General features: G+C 70.2%; 11 protein-coding genes. All 11 read right to left on the minus strand.

The genetic code is table 11. The features are described from left to right. Nucleotide 1 precedes the first annotated feature (1 nt). Nucleotides 2-685: an RNA polymerase sigma factor gene (locus tag E8A74_RS02230; RefSeq protein WP_170228789.1), complete on the minus strand. Its 684-nt coding sequence runs from the start codon at nucleotides 683-685 to the stop codon at nucleotides 2-4. A 53-nt stretch (nucleotides 686-738) separates the two neighbouring features. After that, the gene (locus E8A74_RS02235; RefSeq protein WP_136927229.1) at nucleotides 739-1,758 is read right to left on the minus strand and encodes a formylglycine-generating enzyme family protein; all 1,020 of its coding nucleotides are present in this window, start codon (nucleotides 1,756-1,758) and stop codon (nucleotides 739-741) included. A 66-nt stretch (nucleotides 1,759-1,824) separates the two neighbouring features. Continuing rightward, entirely contained in the window at nucleotides 1,825-3,297 is a 1,473-nt protein-coding gene (locus tag E8A74_RS02240; RefSeq protein ID WP_136927230.1) for an SMP-30/gluconolactonase/LRE family protein, read from the minus strand. Nucleotides 3,298-3,381: 84 nt separating this feature from the next. Continuing rightward, nucleotides 3,382-4,284: a hypothetical protein gene (locus E8A74_RS02245; RefSeq protein ID WP_136927231.1), complete on the minus strand. Its 903-nt coding sequence runs from the start codon at nucleotides 4,282-4,284 to the stop codon at nucleotides 3,382-3,384. Nucleotides 4,285-4,327: 43 nt separating this feature from the next. Then, nucleotides 4,328-5,962, minus strand: a complete 1,635-nt coding sequence (locus E8A74_RS02250) for a PP2C family protein-serine/threonine phosphatase (protein WP_136927232.1) — start codon at nucleotides 5,960-5,962, stop codon at nucleotides 4,328-4,330. A gap of 88 nt (nucleotides 5,963-6,050) precedes the next feature. Further along, nucleotides 6,051-8,777 (minus strand): protein kinase domain-containing protein, encoded by a 2,727-nt coding sequence (locus tag E8A74_RS02255; protein ID WP_136927233.1) that lies wholly within the window; start codon nucleotides 8,775-8,777, stop codon nucleotides 6,051-6,053. A gap of 56 nt (nucleotides 8,778-8,833) precedes the next feature. Next, nucleotides 8,834-11,431, minus strand: coding sequence for a serine/threonine-protein kinase (locus E8A74_RS02260; protein WP_136927234.1), 2,598 nt, complete (start codon nucleotides 11,429-11,431; stop codon nucleotides 8,834-8,836). A 3-nt stretch (nucleotides 11,432-11,434) separates the two neighbouring features. After that, on the minus strand, nucleotides 11,435-14,167 hold the full coding sequence (locus tag E8A74_RS02265; protein WP_136927235.1) for a serine/threonine-protein kinase: 2,733 nt from the start codon (nucleotides 14,165-14,167) through the stop codon (nucleotides 11,435-11,437). Between the two features lie 51 nt (nucleotides 14,168-14,218). Next, nucleotides 14,219-15,016 (minus strand): SAM-dependent methyltransferase, encoded by a 798-nt coding sequence (locus tag E8A74_RS02270; RefSeq protein WP_170228790.1) that lies wholly within the window; start codon nucleotides 15,014-15,016, stop codon nucleotides 14,219-14,221. A gap of 40 nt (nucleotides 15,017-15,056) precedes the next feature. After that, complete coding sequence (locus E8A74_RS02275; protein ID WP_136927237.1) at nucleotides 15,057-17,996, minus strand: protein kinase domain-containing protein; 2,940 nt, start codon at nucleotides 17,994-17,996, stop codon at nucleotides 15,057-15,059. A gap of 160 nt (nucleotides 17,997-18,156) precedes the next feature. Then, complete coding sequence (locus E8A74_RS02280) at nucleotides 18,157-18,387, minus strand: hypothetical protein (RefSeq protein ID WP_136927238.1); 231 nt, start codon at nucleotides 18,385-18,387, stop codon at nucleotides 18,157-18,159. Nucleotides 18,388-18,521 lie beyond the last annotated feature (134 nt).

Here is an 18,521-nt window from a genome sequence, read left to right on the forward strand (position 1 = left end):
CTCACCCGTCCTCGTCGAGCAGGCCCTCGCGGCGGGCCATCTCGCGCAGCCGGTCCTTCAGGAGCTGGAACTTCTTGCGTAGCCTCATCGCCTCGCGGCGTTTGTCCTCGGCCGAGAGGGGCGGCTCGTCCTCGCCGCGCAGCACCACGGCAAGCTCGTCCCAGGGCAGCTTGCGGTCCACGCGGAGCATCAGCAGCTCCTGGTCCTCCTCGGGGAGCGAGGCGCGCAGCGCGGCGAGGCGGCTGCGTGTCGTCGTCCGCAGATACGCGGCCGTGCGCTCGCGAACCTCGGCCATGACGCCCGAGAGCTCGGCGCTGTCGAGCTCGCCCTCGCGCTTGCGCCTACGCGCCGCGTCCCTGCGAACGTGAACCGAGGTCTTCCGCGCGACGGCGTAGGCGAAGGTGCGGAAGGAGGCGTGGCCCTCGAAGCGCTGGAGCCCCTGCCAGAGCGCCTCCCCGAAGCGGGAGAAGACCTCCTCGGCGTCGCTCTCGTCGCGGTGCAGGGCCGCGAGGAACGCGTAGATCTCGGGCCCGTACGTCGCGAGCAGGGCCGTCGCGACGCCTCTCAGGTCTCCTCTGGCAAGGCGGGTCCCGAGTTCACGCTCGAGATCGCCCCGATCCTCCGCGGTCATGGTGACGTGGTCCCGGAGCCCGAACGCCGAGCCGACGTCGTGCCCTCGGTCCATCCTACACCATGGGGCGGTTCTCCGATCGCCCATGTCCCCGCCGGCCCTGCGCCCTAGCCCTTCGCGTCCCTCGCGCATCGGAACCCGCTCATCACCATCCGGTAGCGCGCCGGGTGGTGGACGCGGTTCGTCGAGCGGAGCCCCGTCGCGTGATAGTTGAAGCCGCCGCCACGCAAGACGCGCTCGCATTCGGTCGGGATCTTGTTCGACCCGGTAAAACCCTGCTGGCGCTTTCGCCGGAGCTCCGCGTAGGCTTCGAGGGTCTCCTCGCACGACCCGCCGCGCCCCTCGGAGGCGCCGGCGCGCTTGTAGGCGAACGGATCGTAGATGTCCTCGGCCCACTCCCACACGTTGCCGGCGAGGTCGTGGTGCCCATAAGGACCACGCCCCGCGGGGTGTGTCCCGACATCCGCCGTGACGCTGACCGCGAAGACCGCGCGCTCGGGCCCGGGCGGCGAGTGTCCCCACGGGTAGAGCCGACCGCTCTCGCCGCGCGCCGCCTTTTCGAGCTCCGCCTCGCGCGGGAGGCGCTTGTCCACGAATGCGCAATAGGCACGCGCGCTGTCCCACGAGACGCTGCTCACGGGTTGCTTCGGGCCCCGGAACCGTTTGTCCGGGCCCACACCATTGCGATCCGCGTTGCTCGGCTCGGGCGGCGGGCAGAGCTTCGCCTCGATGCAGCGGGCGTAGGCGCCGTTCGTCACTTCGAACTCGTCGAGGTAATAGGCCGGCAGCGTCACGGTGTGCGCCGGCCATTCGTCGGCCTCGCCGCCCGTGTCGGCGCCCATCGTGAAAGGCCCCGCGGGCACGAGGATCATGCCGTCCACGCGGGCCGGGAGCGCGCTCGTCTCCGGGGGGGCGGGCGGCGGGGAAGGCTCCACCGGCGCGGGCGGCGCGGGTTTTTTGGGTTCGAGCGGCGGCGGCGCGGCGATCGACGGCGGATTCGGGACGACCGGCAGCGGCTCGGGCGGTGGCGCGGAGGGCCCGACCTCGGGCGTGGGCCCGCGGCTCGAGCAAGCCATCGTGAGGAGAAGGGCCCCGAGGAGAAGGGGCCTGCGGAGGGATCGAAGCATCACGGGCAGCGGCGGATCACGACTTTGACATGAGGATTGGAAGGCAAGGCCCGCGAGGAGTCAACTTCAATACGTCTGCGGGAGCGGGAATCGCTCGATCGAGGCGCCGCCCACGGGCGCGGCGTTCACGTGGTAAAGGTGGTTGTCGCGCGCGAGGGCGATCCGGCCGCTCTTCGCGCCCTTCGCGAACATCCCGAGATCGTTGCCGGATCCATCGAGGTCGTGGATCTCGCCGCCGAAAAGCGAGACATAGACGTGCCCGGTGAACGGATCCCGCGCGAGGCTCGTGATGTCCGCCGGCAGGGCCGCGAAGGGCGTCGTCGCGCCGGTGTTCACGTCGAGCAGCACGACCTCCTTCGTCGCGAGCGCGACGAGCAAGCGGCTCCCATCGTAGGGCGAGGCGGCGTAGACGCGGGCCGGGAGCGTGGCGACGAGGCCCTTCGTGCCATCGGCGAGGTCGACCGTGTGGAAATCGCCGTCTGCATCGACATTGCCCACGTACAGCTTCTTCGTGAGGCCCCAGGTGAGGCCCTGCGGGCCGGTGTCGAGGTAGCCGCTCTTGAAGGGGCCCGCGCCGGTCGTGATCTTCGCGCTCGGGATGACGAGCGGCAGAGCATTCGTCATCTGGTCGAAGAACGCGACGCCCTGCGGTGTGCCCTGACAACCACAGTTCGCGCAGCAGTTGTACGTGAGCCCGACCTCGGTGACGCTGCCGCCGAACGTGCCGTTCTGGCCCTGGATCGCCGCGACCTCGCCCATGTTCAGGTTCGTGACGCCCTGGACCGTGGAGACCTGGCCGGTGGTGCTGACCTTGCGCAGGTAATCGGGTCCGCTGATGACGGTGACGCCCCAGGCATTGCACGCGAGGTCGAAGTCGATGTCGACGAGGCCATTCACGAACGCCGCCGCGTTGAGCTGTTCGAGCGTGGCGCCGGTGCAGGTCGGCGCGGGGCGCTCGCAGGGGCAAGCGACGCCGCGACAAACCGCGCCGAGGCACTCGATGCCCGCGCAAGGAAGAGACGCGACGCAGGTGTTCGTGGCGGCGTCGCAGGTGGTGCCGGGGCCGCAGGTCGAGGCGCCACAAGCGACGAGCGGGCCGGTGACGACGCAGCCGGCGTCGGGCGCGACGCAAGCGCCGGGGTCTTTGTCGCTGACGTTGCAGACGGTGTCCGGCGCGCAAGGGTTTGCCTCAGGAGGGACACAATCGGCCTTGCAAGCGCCCGCGGCGCAGACCTCGCCGGGCCCAGGGCATAAAGAGGCGTCCTCGTCGACGGCGCCGTCGCAATCGTCGTCGAGGCCGTTGCAGACCTCGTCCGTGCACGCAACGCCGCCGGCGCCCGTGCCCGAGGAGGACGACGAACCACCCCCCACGCTGCCCATGCCGCCCATGCCGCCCATGCCGCCCGCGCCGCCGGCCGACGAGGACGACGACGCCGAGGCGGCGCCGTCCCCCGAGGACGAGGCGACGTCACTGCTACAACCGGACGCGGCGAGGGAAACGACGAGGAGGAACGGCGCAGCGAAATGGAGAAGGCGCATGGGCGTGGGTGCTCCCTGGGAAAACGCCCACGATCGTACCGCGCGGAGCCGCGGCGCCACAAGGCGCATGCGCGGCGCGCCTTCTCAGCGCAAAAGCTCTTCCGGCACGAACCCGTATTCGGCCTTCTTCTCGGCCCCGCTCGGCCTCCACTTGAAGACGGCGTCGTTGCGCAGGAGCATCACGCAGCAGACGCCCAAGGCCGCCACGAGCGGGACGAACCCGAGCACGTTGCTCACCCACGAGCGCTGCACGGCCTCGGCGTCCCGCACGACGTCGATGACGTCCGGGTGCTCCGCGAGCAGCTTGTTCCAGAGCGCCCCGTGCACGCGCTCCGCGTCGGCCCGCATCGGGCCCACGGAGAGCGACGCGTCGATGCAGGCGAGCGTGAACGCCGCTTCGAGATACTCCCGATCCCGCATCGACGGCTCGAGCGCGAGCACCCGATACCCCGCCTTCACGGGCCCGCCCTTGCGGTAGTTCGAGCCCGTCATCACCGCCGCCGCGCGCTCCTCCAGGAAATCACGCAGCTTCTGCGCGACGGCGCCGCGCATGTCCTCGTCGAGGATCGACGGGTGCACCGGGTGCCCGAGGAAACGCGCGTAAAGGAGGCGTTGCGCTTTCTCCTCGCGGCTCAGGCGGCCGATCCTGGAGAACGCCGCCGTGGTCAACCCCGCGCAGGCGAGCACGAGGCCCGCGCCGACATAGGCCGTCGGCACCTTCGAGGTGCCCGCCATGACGAGGCCCGGGATGAACGTGAAGAGCGTGGCCGCGATGCCGTACGCGCGGAGATACCCCGTCGCGACGCTCTTCCAGTGCATCTTGATGGGCACGACCGTGTGCGTGTCGGCCGCGCCCTCGGCGACGACGATGTGCGACCGCACGGGGAAGAGCGGCAAGAACTGGAGGAAGGCAAACGTCGTCGCGACGTAGGTGCTGCCGACCTGCTCGACCTTGCCGTAGAGGCGTTTCCCACCAACCCAGAGCACGCTCGAAGGCTACCCGCGCTTTCCCCGTTTTTCAACGCTTCGATCAGCGCCGGTTGCGCTTTCCCAGGGTCTGCGCAATCGGCTCGATCACGCGGTACTGGCCCGTGGGGAAGTCGCGGCGGGTCGGATTGCGGCGGAGCGCGAGCAGCGTGATGTCGTCGAACTGCGCGGCGCTCCCGATGTGATGGCGGAGCGCGGCCACGACGTCGCCGAGCATGGTCGTGACGGAAGGCGCGCCGCCCCGCAGCATCGAGAGGAGTTTTTCCTCGCTGAACGGGGCCTCGGAGGGGTCGAGCGCGTCGCTCACGCCGTCCGTGAAGGCCACGAGAGAATCGCCGGGCAGCAACGTCACCTGTCCCATCTCGAATTCGACGTCCCGGATGGCGCCGAGCGCGGGGCCCGTCGATTCGAGGCGGCTCTCCTCGCCGGTCGCGCTGAGGACGATCGGCGCGTCGTGCCCGCAATTGACGTAGGAGAGATCGCCGCTCTCCGGGTCGAGGACGCCGAAAAAGAGCGTCGTGAACATGGCCGTGCGGCCGTGGTTCTCGGCGAGGTAATCGTTCGTCTGGGTGATCGCCTCGAGGACCGCGGTCCGATGGGGCGCCCGGAGCGCGAACGCGCGGAGCAGGCCGCGGACGAGGGACATGAAGAGCGCGGCGCCGACGCCCTTGTCGCAGACGTCGGCGATCGCGACGGCGACCTCGCCGGAGGCGAGCTGAAAGACGTCGTAGAAATCGCCCGAGAGCTGGCGCGCCGGCAAGAACCGGGCGGCGATCTGCCAGCCGGGCAAGGAGGGCAGATCACGCGGGAGGAACTCGGATTGGAGGACGCGGCCGATCTGCATCTCGCGCTCGACGGCCGCGAGGCCATTCTCGGCGCGCTCGCGGGCCACGGCGAGCTCCTTGTAAAGGCCTTCGAGCTCGAGGAGGCGTTGCTTGAGCGCCTCGTCGGTCTGCCCGAAGAGCTTGGCATTGTGGATCGCGATCGCGGCCTGCCCCGCGAACGCCTCCAGCAAATCGAGCTTCGCTTGCGAGAACTGCCCGGTGAAGGCGCGGTTGTCCACGTACAGGACACCGATCACCTTGCCCCGGATGCGCAAGGGCGCGGCCATGATGCTCGTGAGCCGGAACATCGCCACGCTGCGCTGGAGCGCGAATCGCTCGTCCGTCTGCGCATTGCTCGTGAGCACGCTGCGCTCGCTCTTCAAAACCTCCTCGACCACGGAGCTCGAATACGCAAACTCCATGCTCCGAATGGTGTCCTGATCGAGGTTCCGCGCGACCTGGACGTCGAGCTTGCCGTATTGGTCGACGAGGACGAGGTAGCCGCGCTCGGCCTTCGTCAACTCGATCACGGAGTCCATGCACTGGTTCAGCACGGTCTTGAGATCGAGCGAGGAGGTGATCGCCTTGCCGACCTCGAAGAGCGCGGCCTGCGCCTCGCGCGACATGGCGCCCTCCTGCTCGCGCCGCTCCACGTCGAGGCTCGTGCGAAACGTGGAGAGCTGCGTGATCAGGGCGTCGATCTCGCCTGGCAAATCCCGCGCGAGATCACCGCCGCGCTCGCGCAGGAGGCTCGCGGCCCGGGCAAGGTCGAGCTGAAGCCGCGTGGCGTCGCGGAGGATACGCTCGAGGTCCGAGGCGTTCGGCTCGTCGGGGGCTCTTCGGGTGGCGGTCATGACCTCTCGGGGGCAATTCGAAGGGGACAGCGTATCTTACGTGGCAAGCCGGCGCGCGCCTACCCTCCCGCGCGGCGCCGCGGGAACGTCAGCCAGCGTTCGGATTCGACCCCCGCGGCGAACGGGGCCCTGCGAGCCCCCCGTCCGTGAGAAACCCGCAGCCGAGTCCTTTCGCCCGCTTCTCGACGTCCCGCGCCGTGACCGACTCTTTCGGATTGCTCCACCGGGAAAGAACGGCGCGATACGCGCTGCAAGCGCCGGGTTTGTCGCCCTTCGCCTCCCGCGCGACGCCGAGGCGCGCCTGCTGGTGGACGTACCACCTCGCCTGCCAAGGGTTGGGGCAGATCTGCGCGGCCTTCTCCAGGTAAGGCAGCGCTTCGATCTCCTTGCCGACGAGGAGGCGCACATGACCGAGCGCGCCCGCCCATACCGGCTCGCTCGTGTCGAGCTCGCCGGACGGGAGCCGCATGTACTCCTCCTCCTTCGCGAGGGCCTCCTGCGCGAGCTCGGCCGAATACGCCGGCCAGGCATACGCCCCGTCCCAGGCCACGCGCCGTGCCCCGGGCGTGGAGAGGTTCTGCTTCGCGAGCCACGCGGACCGCGCCGCCTCGTATTCGGCGCGCGACTCCTTGCCGGCGCGGAGCCGGAGCGAATGCATGTACACGGTGGGGTCGAGGACGTGATGGCCGACGAAATACCCCGTCCGGAGCGCGCTCTTCGCGAGGAACTCGTCCGCGACCTTTGCCGCGCCCTCGATGTCCCCGAGCTCCACGCGCGCGAACGTCCGCAAGTGATACACGGCGACCTCGTCCTGCGGCATCGGCGCGGTCATGGCCATCAGCGAATCCGCGACGCGCGCCCCCGTCGTGAACTCGCCAAACGCCATCGCGCGGCGGGCCACGAGGTCCTCGGCTTGCCAGAGATGACCCGTCGCCCGGAAGCGCCGCTCCGCCTGGTCGAACGCCGCGCGGACGGCCGCCTCGGGCTCGCCGGCGCCATAAAGAGCGTTGCCGAGCATCAAGTGGGGCTTCGGCGAAGAAGGCTCCTTCGCCATCCACCGCCGCGCCGTCTCGGCCGCGACGTCACATTGGCCGAGCGACGAGACGATCTTGATCTTGTCGTTGAGGCAATCGACCGCGCCGGCCGAGACCTCCACGCATTTTTCGAGCGCGACGAGCGCCTCCGCGTTCCGACGGAGGGGCAAGAGCGCGTATTGCTGTGTCTGCCAGCAATCGGCATATTGCGGGTCGAGCTCGACGCAGCGCCGCGCGAGCGCGAGGGCCTTCTCCGATTGGGAGCTCTTCGTGGCATCGAGGAGCTGGCGCGCATACCAGAAGACGAGTTCCGCGTCGCCGGGCCATTTCTCGACCATCGCCTCGAACCTGCGGGCCGACGTCGCGCAATCGCCCGGGTCGTTCTGGAGCATCGGCTCGAGCGCGTCGAGGAACGCCTGGTCGCGCTCGGTGAGCGAGGCGCGGAGGCCGATCGCCTTGCGAAACGCCTCGCGGGCCGCGTTGATGTCGAACGAGGCCTCGAGCGCCGCAAACCGGAGGTGCGCCGTGGCCATGCCCGGGTCGGCTTTGCGCGCCCGATCGAACGCGGCAATCGCCGTGTCCCAGGTGGCGTCCCGGATCGCCTGGAGCCCCTCGCGAAACGCGAGCCGCGCTTCCGCGTTTTCCGTGGGCGGAAGGGGCAAATCAGTGACGGCCGTGGGCGCGGGGCCGGCCGGCACGGCCGCCGAGGACGGCGCCGACGCATTCCCCTCGGCCGGAGGTTTGCGCAGGACAAACGCGGCGCCGCCCGCGACGACGAGGGCGACGAGGGACGCGACGAGCATCCAAGGCCTGCGCGAGGCCGAAGGGGGCGGGAGCGACGCGGCGACCGGCGCGCGGGTGTCGCCGGTGGAGGAGACGAGGACGACGTTGCGGCGGCTCGTGATGGTCCGTGTATCCTCCGCGGTCACGAACACGTGGAGGTTCTGCGCGACCTCGTCCATCGAGGCGAACCGCGCCTCGGGCTCCTTGGCGAGGGCGCGCGCGAGGATCTGCCAGACGCCGTCGGGCACGGTCGGGATCGGGGGCGGTTCGTCGCTCAGGATCGAGGCCATGAGGCTGACCGCGCCTTTGTCGGAGCGAAACGGGATCTTGCCGGCAAGCAATTCGTAGGCGAGGACGCCCCACGCGAACTGGTCGGCCCGCGCGTCGATGTCCTCGCCGCGGAGCTGCTCGGGCGCCATGTACGCCGGGGTGCCGACGAGCGCGCCCTCGGCCGTCATCGTGGCGAGCCCGCCGTCGGCCGTGGGCCCGAGGGGATCGGCGCTCGTCCGCGCGAGCTTGCGGGCGATCCCGAAATCGAGGACCTTCACGGCGCCGTCGGCGCGAACGACGACGTTCTCGGGTTTGACGTCGCGGTGCACGAGGCCCGCCTGATGCGCCGCCGAGAGGGCCCGCGCGATCTCCAGGAGGAGGCGCAGGCGCGTGCCGAGGGGTTCGTCCCCGCCCACGAGGGCCCGCAAAGGGCGACCTTCGACGAGCTCCATCGCGATGAACGGCGCGCCCTCGTGCTCGCCGACATCGTAGATGGCGACGATGCCCGGATGCGAGAGCGCCGCGACCGCGCGCGCCTCGCGGAGCATACGCGCGACCGCGCGGCCCCAGGTCTCGCTGTCGGCCTCGTCGCCCTTGCGCAGCACCTTGAGCGCGATTCTGCGGCGGAGGCGGGTGTCCTCGGCGCGATACACCTCGCCCATGCCACCCTCGCCCAAGAGCGACTCGATGACGTAGCGGTCGAACGACTCCCCCGGCGAGAAACGCATGACGGGAACATCGTAGCCCGTCCGCGGGCTCCCGCCCAGGTACGATGGCGCGTTCGTCAGGGTTTGCGCCGGGGCGCGCAGCCGAGCGCCTTCTGCCGACGAGCCGCGTCGCGCGCCGTGATCGAGTCCTTCGCCGCGCCCCACCGCGAGAGGACGCTCTGATACGCCGCGCACGCGAGGTCCTTTTCACCCCGCGTTTCACGCGCGACGCCGATGCGATGCTGGTTCTGCAGATAGCTGACCGGATCCATCAACATGGCGCAATGGCTCGAAGCCTGGACGAGGTCCGGCAAGGCCGCGTCCATCTCGCCCGCGAGGAACCGGATTTTTCCACGAAGCGCGGCGGCATAATGACCACGATAGAAAGGGACGTCCTCGGGGCGCACGGCGAAACGCGACATCGCGGCGAGCGCCTCGCGCGCGTCCTCGGGCGTGAGCGCAGGCAGGGCATACCCGGCGTACCAGGCGGAGGCGGCGTCACCCTGCTCGGTGCAGCGTTGCAACCAGGCGTCGCGATGCGCAGCGCGGTCGTCCGCCGAGAGCAGGCCCGCGCGATGGGCGACGGCGTAAAACAACGGGTCCGGGTCGACGATGCATCCCTCGACGGTGGAGCGGAGCGAGGCCGTCTGCCGCGCGAGGAAGTCCGAGGCGACGCGGCCGGCATCCGCGGTGCGCCCGAGCTCGAGCAAAAGAAGGGTATGCTTGGCCGTGGGGCCGGCCCCGTGATCCGTGTCGCCGACGTTGCCCGTCTGCTGGAGGGCCTTCAGCGCGGCCTCGAAATCACCCGTGCCCGCGGCGAGCCCGAAATCGAGCGTGAGGGCATCGACCTGGAGGCCCGAGAGGCGGAGCTTTTGCGTCGCCACATCGACGACGGCGCGGACGGCGGCGTTCTCGCGGCCCTGCCCATAAAGCGCGGACGCGAGATACCCATGCGCCCGGCCGAGATCGGGCTCGCGCGCGATCCAGTTCCGCGCGACCTCTTCGAGGCCCACGCAGCGGCCCGACAGGACCTCCACGGTGGCCCGGTCGAACATGCAGTCACCCGCGGTGGGAGCGATCTCGACGCATCGATCGAGCGCGCGCCGCGCGTCCTCGCCCCGACGGAGGGCGAGGAGCGCGCGGGCCTGGGTTTGCCAGCAATCGGCGTATCGATCGTCGAGCCTGAGGCAACGCTCGGTGAGCGCGAGGACCTCGGCCGGGGTGTGTTGGACGAACGGGAAAAACTGCCAGTACACGAGCTCGGCGTCGCCCGGATACCGGGCCGAGAGCGCCGTGACGCGGCGGCGCATCTCGGTGAGGTCGGGCGGGTCGCGCTGCAAGAAGGGTTCGATCGCGTCGAGCAGCGCATGATCACGAGCGCCGAGCGAGGACCGCAAAAGGAAGGCGACCCGGTAGGCCTCGCGCGCGGGGTCGAGGTCGTCGGAGTCGATCGCGGTCATCGCATAACGGAGATGCGCGAGCGCGAGCGAGGGATCGGCCTTGCGGGCGCGATCGAAGGCGAGGCGCGCCGTCGACCAGGAGGCGTCACGGATGGCCTGGACCCCCTCGCGATACGCGACGAGCGCCTCGGGTTTGTCCGTGGTCGGGAGCGGAAGATCGGTGATCGCGACCTTGACCGGCAGCACGGCCGACGCAAACGGCAAGGCCGGCCCGATGTCGGCACGTTTTTCCTGGCGAAACACGAACCACGCGACGGCGGCGAGCGCGGCGAGGACGGCGGCGAGCGCGAGCCCGCGCGCCGCAGGAAAACGGGCCGTGGCGGGCGGGGGCGGCGCGGGGAGCGGCGCGGGCGCGGGCTCGATCGAGAGGAGCGCGAGCTCATCGGCGAGCGCGGCCATCGAGGGGAATCGATCGGCGGGGTCTTTGGCGAGCGCGCGGCGGACGAGGTCACGGACGCCCTCGGGCGCGCGGGTCATGGGCTTGGGCTCGTCGGCGAGGATCGCGCTGATGAGGGCCGCGGGGCCCTTGTCCGCGCGGAACGGCAGCTCGCCCTCGAAGAGCTCGTGGGCGACGACGCCAAAGCCGAACTGATCGGAGCGCGCGTCGAGGGCCTCGCCCGTGAGCTGCTCGGGCGCCGTGTACGCGGGCGTGCCCTGGAACATGGACTCGGGCGGCTCGGCCTCGAGCGTCCGCGCGCCGGGATCGGTCTCGCGATCGAGCCCGCGCGCGATGCCGAAATCGAGCACCTTCACGGCGCCCGCCTGGCTCACGACGATGTTCTCGGGCTTGACGTCGCGGTGCACGAGGCCGGTCTGGTGGGCCGCGGCGAGCGCGCGCGCGACGTCGTGGAGGATCTGGATCTTGCGGGCGTCGGGTACGTCCTTTCCGACGAGCGCGCGCAAGGGTTCGCCCTCGGCGATCTCCATGGCGATAAATGCCGTGCCGTCGAGCTCGCCGACGTCGTAGATCGCCACGATGCAGGCGTGCGAGAGCGCCGCGGCCGCGCGCGCCTCGCGGAGCATGCGCGACGCCTCGTGGGCCCACGCGTCTTCGGAGAGCTCGCCGTCCTTGCGCAGGAACTTCAGCGCGACCCTGCGGCCGAGGCGCGTGTCGAGGGCGCGATACACTTCGCCCATGCCCCCCTCGCCGAGGAGGGATTCGACGACGTACCGGCCAAAGACCTCGCCGCTGGCGAATCGCGTGGACTCCGCCATACGTCAGCCGGCCTTTGCCTCGCAACCGAGCGCTTTTGCGTGCGCGCGGACCTCGGCCGCCGTGCGCGAGGCGCGCGCCCCGCCCCAGCGCGCGAGGACACGGCCAAACGCGTCACACGCGCCCGAGCGGTCGCCGAGGGCCTCACGGACGAGGCCGAGCAGGTGGAGGCTCTTCGTGTGGCGCATGGGGTGCGTGGGCATCATCGGCTCGACGAGGCCGCTGCACGAGACGGTCGCCGCCGTGAGGTGCGGAAGCGCGGCGGCGGGGTCGCCCGCGAGCCAATACGTTTGGCCGAGCGCGCTGTCGAGGATGAGGCCGAAGTGAAGGGAGAAGCTCCGCGGCTTGGCGAAAGCCTCGGACGGCATCACCGCGAGCGCGGCCTTCGCTTCCGCGGCGTCGCGGGCGACGAGCGCATACCCGGAGACCCATACGCCCATCCGATACGCGTGCTCCGAATGGCTCTTCACCCAGGCCGCGCGCTCGGCCTCGTACACGTCCCGCGTGATGAGCCCCGCGGCGCGCGAGGCACGCAAAAGATGCACGAAAGAATCGGCGCTGATGGGATCGGTGATCAGCGCGCCGCGGCGCGCGAGGAAGCTCTGCGCCTCGCGGCCCGCGTCGGCGTCGCGGCCCATTTCTTCGAGCACCTGGACGAGCATGCTGGCCGTCCAGCCATGCGCGCCCGCGGCCGGATCGTCGGCGACGAGGCGCTGGTGGTCGCGGAGCATGCGCTCGGCTCGCTCGAACCTGCCCGTGGCGATCTCGTGCAGGATGAGCTGCTTGGAGGCCTCGGCCTCGAGCCCCTGCGTTCGGAATTGCGCCGCCGCGGTCTCGACGGCGGTCTTCACGGCGGCCTCGGGCGCGCCGCGCGCGTAGAGCGCGCCCGCGAGCTGCATGTGCGCGGCTGGGGCAATGCCGACCTTGGCGATCCATTCACGCGCGCCGGCCTCGACGACCGAACACCGGCCGAGCGCGAGATTCGTATCGCCTCGATCCATGAGGCAATCGGAGGCGGCTGGTGTTGCCTCGATACAGCGCTCGAGCGCCGCGAGGCCCTCCTCGATGTGCCCGGTGCGACGGATGAGCAGGCGCGCACGCCCCTGCAAGCAATCGCCATACAGGGGATCGAGCTCCAGGCAACGATCGATGCGCGGCAGGACGTCGGAAGGCGGCAGGTAAGCGAGCGCGTACATCGAAGCGAGGTTCGCGAGCTCGGCGTTGCCAGGGAATCGAGCGGAGGCGAGCGCGAGGCGCCGGGCGGTCTCGGGGACATCACTCGGCTGGCGCTGAATGAGGGGTTCGTGCGCGTCGAGGAGGGCCTGGTCGTGGGGGTCGAGCGTCGCGCGCCCCAGGACCGCGCGGCGAAAATGCTCGCGCCCCGCCGTGAAGTCCGCGTCCCAAATGAGGATGGCCATCCGCAGCCAGGCCGCGGCGAGCCCCGGATCGGCCCCTGTGGCGCGCGCGAAGGCGGCATACGCCGTCCTCCAGGCCCCGTCGCGCAGCCCCTGGAGCCCCTCGCGATACGCCGCGCGCGCCTCTTCATTCGCGAACTTCGGCAAAGGCAGGGCCGTGACGGCCGTCGGCACGGGCGTGAGGGAGGTCCGCGCGAGCACGGGCGGCGGCGCGGTCCTGGCCTTGCGGGCGAAGACGAACCCCGCGGCCGCGACGCCCACCGTGACGATGGCGGCGAGGCCGAGAAAGCGGCGCGCGCGTGCGGGGGCGCGCGTGGTCGTCACCGGGGTGCGATTCGTGGTGGCGCGGCGCGCGGACGAGCGCGTCGTCATGCTGCGGGAGGGGGTGCTCGCCTTCGGTGGCGGCGGCTCTCGCACGGAGGGACGCGCGGCGTTCGCGGGCCCGTCCCTTCTCCGCAGGAGCGTGGTGATCGGCGTGGCGAAGGGCGCGAGCGCCGCGACGATGTCGTCCATCGAGGCGTGGCGATCGGCGGGCTCCTTGGCGAGCGCGCGAGCGACGACGGCCTCGATCTCGGCAGGCACGTCGTTCATCGGCGGCGGGTCGTCGCTCAGGATCGAGGCGATGAGGCTCACGGGCCCGCGATCCAAACGGAACGGGAGTTTGCCCACGAGCAGCTCGTACGCGGTGACGCCCCAGGCGAATTGATCGACCCGTGCGTCGATGGGATCCCCCTTCACTTGCTCGGGCGCCATGTACGCGGGGGTGCCGACGAACGAGCCATCCCCGGTGCGCGTGGCGAGATCGTCGTGCCCCTCGGAGAGCGCAATCTCCGCGTCGGTACGCCGCGCGATGCCGAAATCGAGGATCTTGATGACGCCGTCCTCGCGCAGCATCACGTTCTCGGGCTTGACGTCGCGGTGCACGAGCCCGGCGTGGTGCGCGACGGAGAGGACCTTCGCGATCGCGGAGAGCAGGGTGATCTTTTCGCCGAGCGGCGCATCCGCGTGGACGAGGTCGCGCAAAAGCTTGCCTTGCACGAGCTCCATCGCGATGAAAGGCGCGCCCTCGTGCTCGCCGACGTCGTAGACCGCGACGATGCCGGGATCATTCAACGCCGCGGCGATCCGCGCCTCGCGGAGCATGCGGCGCACCTGCCGTGCCCAGCTCTCGCTCCCGCCCTGGATGTCGCGCCGAAGCACCTTGAGCGCGACGCTGCGGCCGAGACGCGTATCTTGCGCGCGGTACACCTCGCCCATGCCGCCTTCGCCGAGGAGCGCTTCGACGACGTACCGATCGAACCTTTCTCCCGGGGAAAGGGGCATGCGGCAGAGGGTAGCGCGAAGGTGCCTTCGCAGGAAGGAGGCCGGGCAAATTCAGCGCGCGAGGGCCGCGCGTTCGATGCCGAGCGCGGCGCACGTCTCTTCGTCGAGCACGTCGCCACGGGCCGGGGGCACGTAAAGCGTGGTCGCGGGCGTGAGCTCGGCATCGGCGAGTTTGCCGAGCGCGATTCGCTCGATGCGCGGGGGGCAATTGATGAAGACCGCGGCCTCGTAAAGGGTGACCTGGTGGTCCTCGGGGTAATGCTGGAGCAGGCGATCGACGAGCACGTGAATCCATTGGCCGCGGTTGCCCTCGGGCCGGTACGTCGCGTCGCCGAACATGCCGACCTGCCAGAGGATCAACCCCGACGAGGGGTCGACGGCCTTCTTGTACAGGACGAACCGCGTGGCCTCGTGGCTGTTGCAGCCAGGGTTCGCGGGGTCGACGCCGAGATCGGCGAAGAGGCAATCCTCGGCGGAGACGGCCGGGTACATCGTGGCCTCGAAGCCCTCGGCGCGCGCCCGGCGAATGGCCTCGTGCGTGGGAAAAGCGAAAACGCCGGGGTGGCCGTACGCGGCGCAGCAGGTGCGATGGCCGTCGCGGACGGCGCTCATGATCCGCTCGACCATGGCGTCGTACGCCTCCCGGCGATTGCGACCGAGCCGGTAAAACCGACCGAGCGACTCCGCCGCGGGCTGAATTTGCTTGATGACCTGCTCGCCGACGAGATCGGCGATGATGTAAAAGACTTTCGTGGAGGTCTTCAGCCTTGCAATGGTATCGCCGGTGAGCTGACCGACCGTCCGGATCCCGGTGCCCACGACGACGAGCGAACCTTTTTCTTTGATCATGCGGCCTGATGCCTCCCGTGGCATGCGCCGGGCTCGCGCCTCATTCGACGCATTTCAACGCTTTTGCCCGGGCCGCGGCGCCCTGGGCCGTGACCGAGCCCTTCGCGCGCCCCCAGCGATCGAGCACGGCTCGATACGCGGAGCACGCGCCTTGTTTGTCGTTGCGCTGCTCGCGCGCGACGCCGAGGCGATACGTCGCGACGGTATGGAGAATGGGCTCGTCGAGGGCCGTGCAGGAGCGGGCGGCGACCTCGAGGTGCGGCAAGGAGCGCTCGACGTCGCCGGCCAGGTAATGGACGCCGCCGACCCACATCTCCACCCGCGGCGCCATTTGCGCATAAAAGGTCGCCGGCTGGAGCGCGGGCTGCGCCGCGAGCGCCTCCCGCGCCTGGGCCTCCGTTCGGGCCGGCATGGCGTACCCGACGAACCAGATCGAGGCCTGCTTCATGTCGTTCGTGCTGCTCGCGAAGCTGCTCTCCCACGAGGCGCGCGCCAGGGTGAACTGCACGGCGTCGAGCCCGCCGCCCCGCCGCTTCGCTTCGAGGAACGCGACCGTCGGATCCCACCAGATCGACCGGACCACCGGCTGGGTCCACGCCGAGCGTTGCGCGAGAAATCGATCCGCCACCTCGGCCGCGCGTTTGTCCTGGCCTAGCTCCCCATAAAGCTGGACGAGCGCGAGGGCCGGGACGACGTGCTTTTCTTCCAGGGATTCGTCGGCGATGTCTTGTTCGAGCTCACGCGCGATGCGCTCGGCAGCCTCGAAGTCACCGCCGATGATCGCGTGATGAATGCGCAGCCGGCCGGCCTCCTCGATACGCCCCTGATCCCGGAATTTCCTCGCCGCCTGCTCGACGGCCGCCTTCACGGCGGGGCCCTGCTGCCCGCCGGCCTGCAGGGCCACGGCGAGCTCGTTGTGGGCGCTCGCCGAGCTCGGATCCTTCGTGATCCATTGCCGCACGTCCGCTTCGAGCAAATCGCACTGGCCGAGGTACTTCCGCGCGAGGACCCGCTCACGCAGGCAATCCACCGCCGCCGGCACGAGCTCGACGCAACGATCGAGCGCCGCGAGCGCCTCCCGCTCCTGGCCGGTCCGGAAGAGCGAAAACGACCGCACATGCCAGCAATCGGCATATTTCGGATCGAGCTCGAGGCACCGGTCGGTCAACGAGAGGAGCCGCGAGGGCTCTGCGCGCATCTGCAGCGCCACCAGCAAATTGACGAACTCGGCGTCCCGCGGATACCGATTCGAGGCGTCCTCGATTCGCTTCACCGTCTCGTTCACGTCCGGAGGATCCCGCTGGAGCAGGGGCTCGAGCGCGTCGAGGAGGACCTGATCCCGCTCCGTCATCGTGCTCCGGAGCTGCACGGCGCGCTGGAAGGCGAGCCGCGTGCTCTCCGTGTCGGTGAGGAACCGCTCGATGAGCGCGAGGCGCAGATACGCCGCGCCAAACCCATTGTCGGCCTTCGTCGCGCGCTCGAACGCCCCCCGCGCGAACTCCCAGGACGCGTCCCGCAAGGCCTGCAAGCCCTCCCGGAACGCGGCGATCGCCGCAGGGTTCGACGATCCCGAAATGGGCAGCTCCGTGATCGGCGTGGGCGCGGGCGCGGGCGTGATCGTGGCCACGGGCGGAGGCGCGATTTTCTTCCGATACCAGAAGGTCCCCCACACCGCCGCGGCCACGACCCATATCGCGCCGAGGCCCAACATCGGCCAGCGCGACCACCGCCGCCCGAGCTTCGGCGGAGCCGCCGTCGCCAGGGCCGGCGATTCGAGCGTGGTCATCGCCGCCGTCGTCGTCTTCCCCGTATTGCCGGGCATTTCCACGCGCACGACGGGCGTGATCGGCGCCGGCGTGGGGCGCCCGGCCCTGTCGAGGTCCGGCGAGCGCATCGTGTGCGTGGCGGGCGTGGCGCGCGCGGGCGGCGGCGCGGACTCCGACTTCGTCGCGATCGAGACCCTGGACATCCTCGGCCCGGGCGGCATCACGCGCGCGTTCGGCGCTACGTCCTCGGGCGCCAGCGTCTCCGGCTCCGTGGAGTCGGGCCCGGGGATCACGACGTCGTGCAGGCCGCCCGCGTGCTCGGACGCGACATAAGGCGCGAGCGCGTCGACCACGAGATCCATCGAGGAGAAGCGGTCGACTTTGCGCTTCGCGACCGTGCGCTTGAGGACCCGCTCGATCACCGGCGGCACGAGGCCGTCGAGCGAAGGCGGCTCGTCCTGCAGGATGGCCGAGAGCAGCTTGATGCCTTCGAGGTTCGCGCCGAACGGCACGCGGCCCGTGATGAGCTCGTACGCGAGCACGCCCCAACCGAACTGATCCGTCCGTGCGTCGACCGGATCACCCGTGAGCTGCTCGGGCGACATGTACGCCGGGGTTCCGACCATGACGCCCTCGCTCGTGACCGTGTCCGCGCTTCGTAGCGACCCGATCTTGTTCGCGATCCCCGTGCCACGCTGGGTGGAGGCGGCCTCGTCGGCGTCGAGGTGCACACGCCGCGCGATGCCGAAGTCGAGGACCTTGATGGCGCCGTCCTCGCGCAGCATCACGTTTTCCGGCTTCACGTCGCGGTGGACGAGGCCTGCGCGGTGGGCGGCGGAGAGGGCGCGGGCCACGTCGAGCAGCCATCCGAGGCGCGTGGAGATCGAGGCGCCGCCGCCGATCAAGCGCCGGAGCGAGAGGCCCTCGATGAGCTCCATCGCGAGGTAGGGCAGGTTCTCGGCCTCGCCGATGTCGTAGATGGAGACCGTGTTCGGGTGGTTCAGCGCTGCGGCGGCCCGTGCCTCGCGGAGCATGCGGACGAGGGCGCGTTGCCAGCCCTCGGGATCGGCCGCGGCGTCCTTGCGCAGGACCTTCAGCGCGACGCGGCGCTGCAGGCGGACGTCGCGCGCTTGATACACCTCGCCCATGCCCCCCTCGCCGAGGAGCGCTTCGATCACGTACCGGTCGAAGGTATCGCCCGGGCGCAGGCGCATGGCGTCATGCTAACCCGGTGCGGCCGGGTTCGCTAAGAACATGCTGAGCGGCAATTTTTCGACAGGCAGCAGCGCGCGCAAGCTCACCTGCGGGCGTACCTGATTATGGCGTGACGCCCGAGGGCCCTCCGGGACGAACGGGGGCCCTCGCCGGCGTGGCTCAAAACAAGACGGCGAGCACCGGGCAGTTCCACGGGGCCGAGGCGGGTCCTCCGCGCTCCGTGCAAAGCCAGTCGGACATCAACGCGGGGTTCGCGCTCTGAACGACGAGGCGCTCTTCCTCGCCCAGGTTCACCCGCTTCATCAGCTCGTCGGGATCCTGGAGGAACGCGGCCAAATGGGACGGATCGAGGGCCATATCGGCCAAAAACCGACCAAGAGAAGCTTCCATGGGAGGCTCCGAATGTCGTGCGGCTCTGAATCGACGATGACTCCATCGCCCAATTCGAGGTGGGACGACAGGCCGGCAGTGTTCTTAGTTTACGTGTGAATGCTCGCTGGGGGCAAGGCTTTTCTTCCCCGGCA

The organism is Polyangium fumosum, assembly GCF_005144585.1.
Taxonomy (GTDB): domain Bacteria; phylum Myxococcota_A; class Polyangia; order Polyangiales; family Polyangiaceae; genus Polyangium; species Polyangium fumosum.

Bases quoted from the DNA above. Each gene is read 5' to 3' on its own strand.
- E8A74_RS02230 (WP_170228789.1), bottom strand. From the start codon at position 685: ATGGACCGAGGGCACGACGTCGGCTCGGCGTTCGGGCTCCGGGACCAC.
- E8A74_RS02275 (WP_136927237.1), bottom strand. From the start codon at position 17,996: ATGCGCCTGCGCCCGGGCGATACCTTCGACCGGTACGTGATCGAAGCG.
- E8A74_RS02255 (WP_136927233.1), bottom strand. From the start codon at position 8,777: ATGCGTTTCTCGCCGGGGGAGTCGTTCGACCGCTACGTCATCGAGTCG.
- E8A74_RS02250 (WP_136927232.1), bottom strand. From the start codon at position 5,962: ATGACCGCCACCCGAAGAGCCCCCGACGAGCCGAACGCCTCGGACCTC.
- E8A74_RS02240 (WP_136927230.1), bottom strand. From the start codon at position 3,297: ATGCGCCTTCTCCATTTCGCTGCGCCGTTCCTCCTCGTCGTTTCCCTC.
- E8A74_RS02265 (WP_136927235.1), bottom strand. From the start codon at position 14,167: ATGCCCCTTTCCCCGGGAGAAAGGTTCGATCGGTACGTCGTCGAAGCG.
- E8A74_RS02280 (WP_136927238.1), bottom strand. From the start codon at position 18,387: ATGGAAGCTTCTCTTGGTCGGTTTTTGGCCGATATGGCCCTCGATCCG.
- E8A74_RS02235 (WP_136927229.1), bottom strand. From the start codon at position 1,758: ATGCTTCGATCCCTCCGCAGGCCCCTTCTCCTCGGGGCCCTTCTCCTC.
- E8A74_RS02260 (WP_136927234.1), bottom strand. From the start codon at position 11,431: ATGGCGGAGTCCACGCGATTCGCCAGCGGCGAGGTCTTTGGCCGGTAC.
- E8A74_RS02270 (WP_170228790.1), bottom strand. From the start codon at position 15,016: ATGATCAAAGAAAAAGGTTCGCTCGTCGTCGTGGGCACCGGGATCCGG.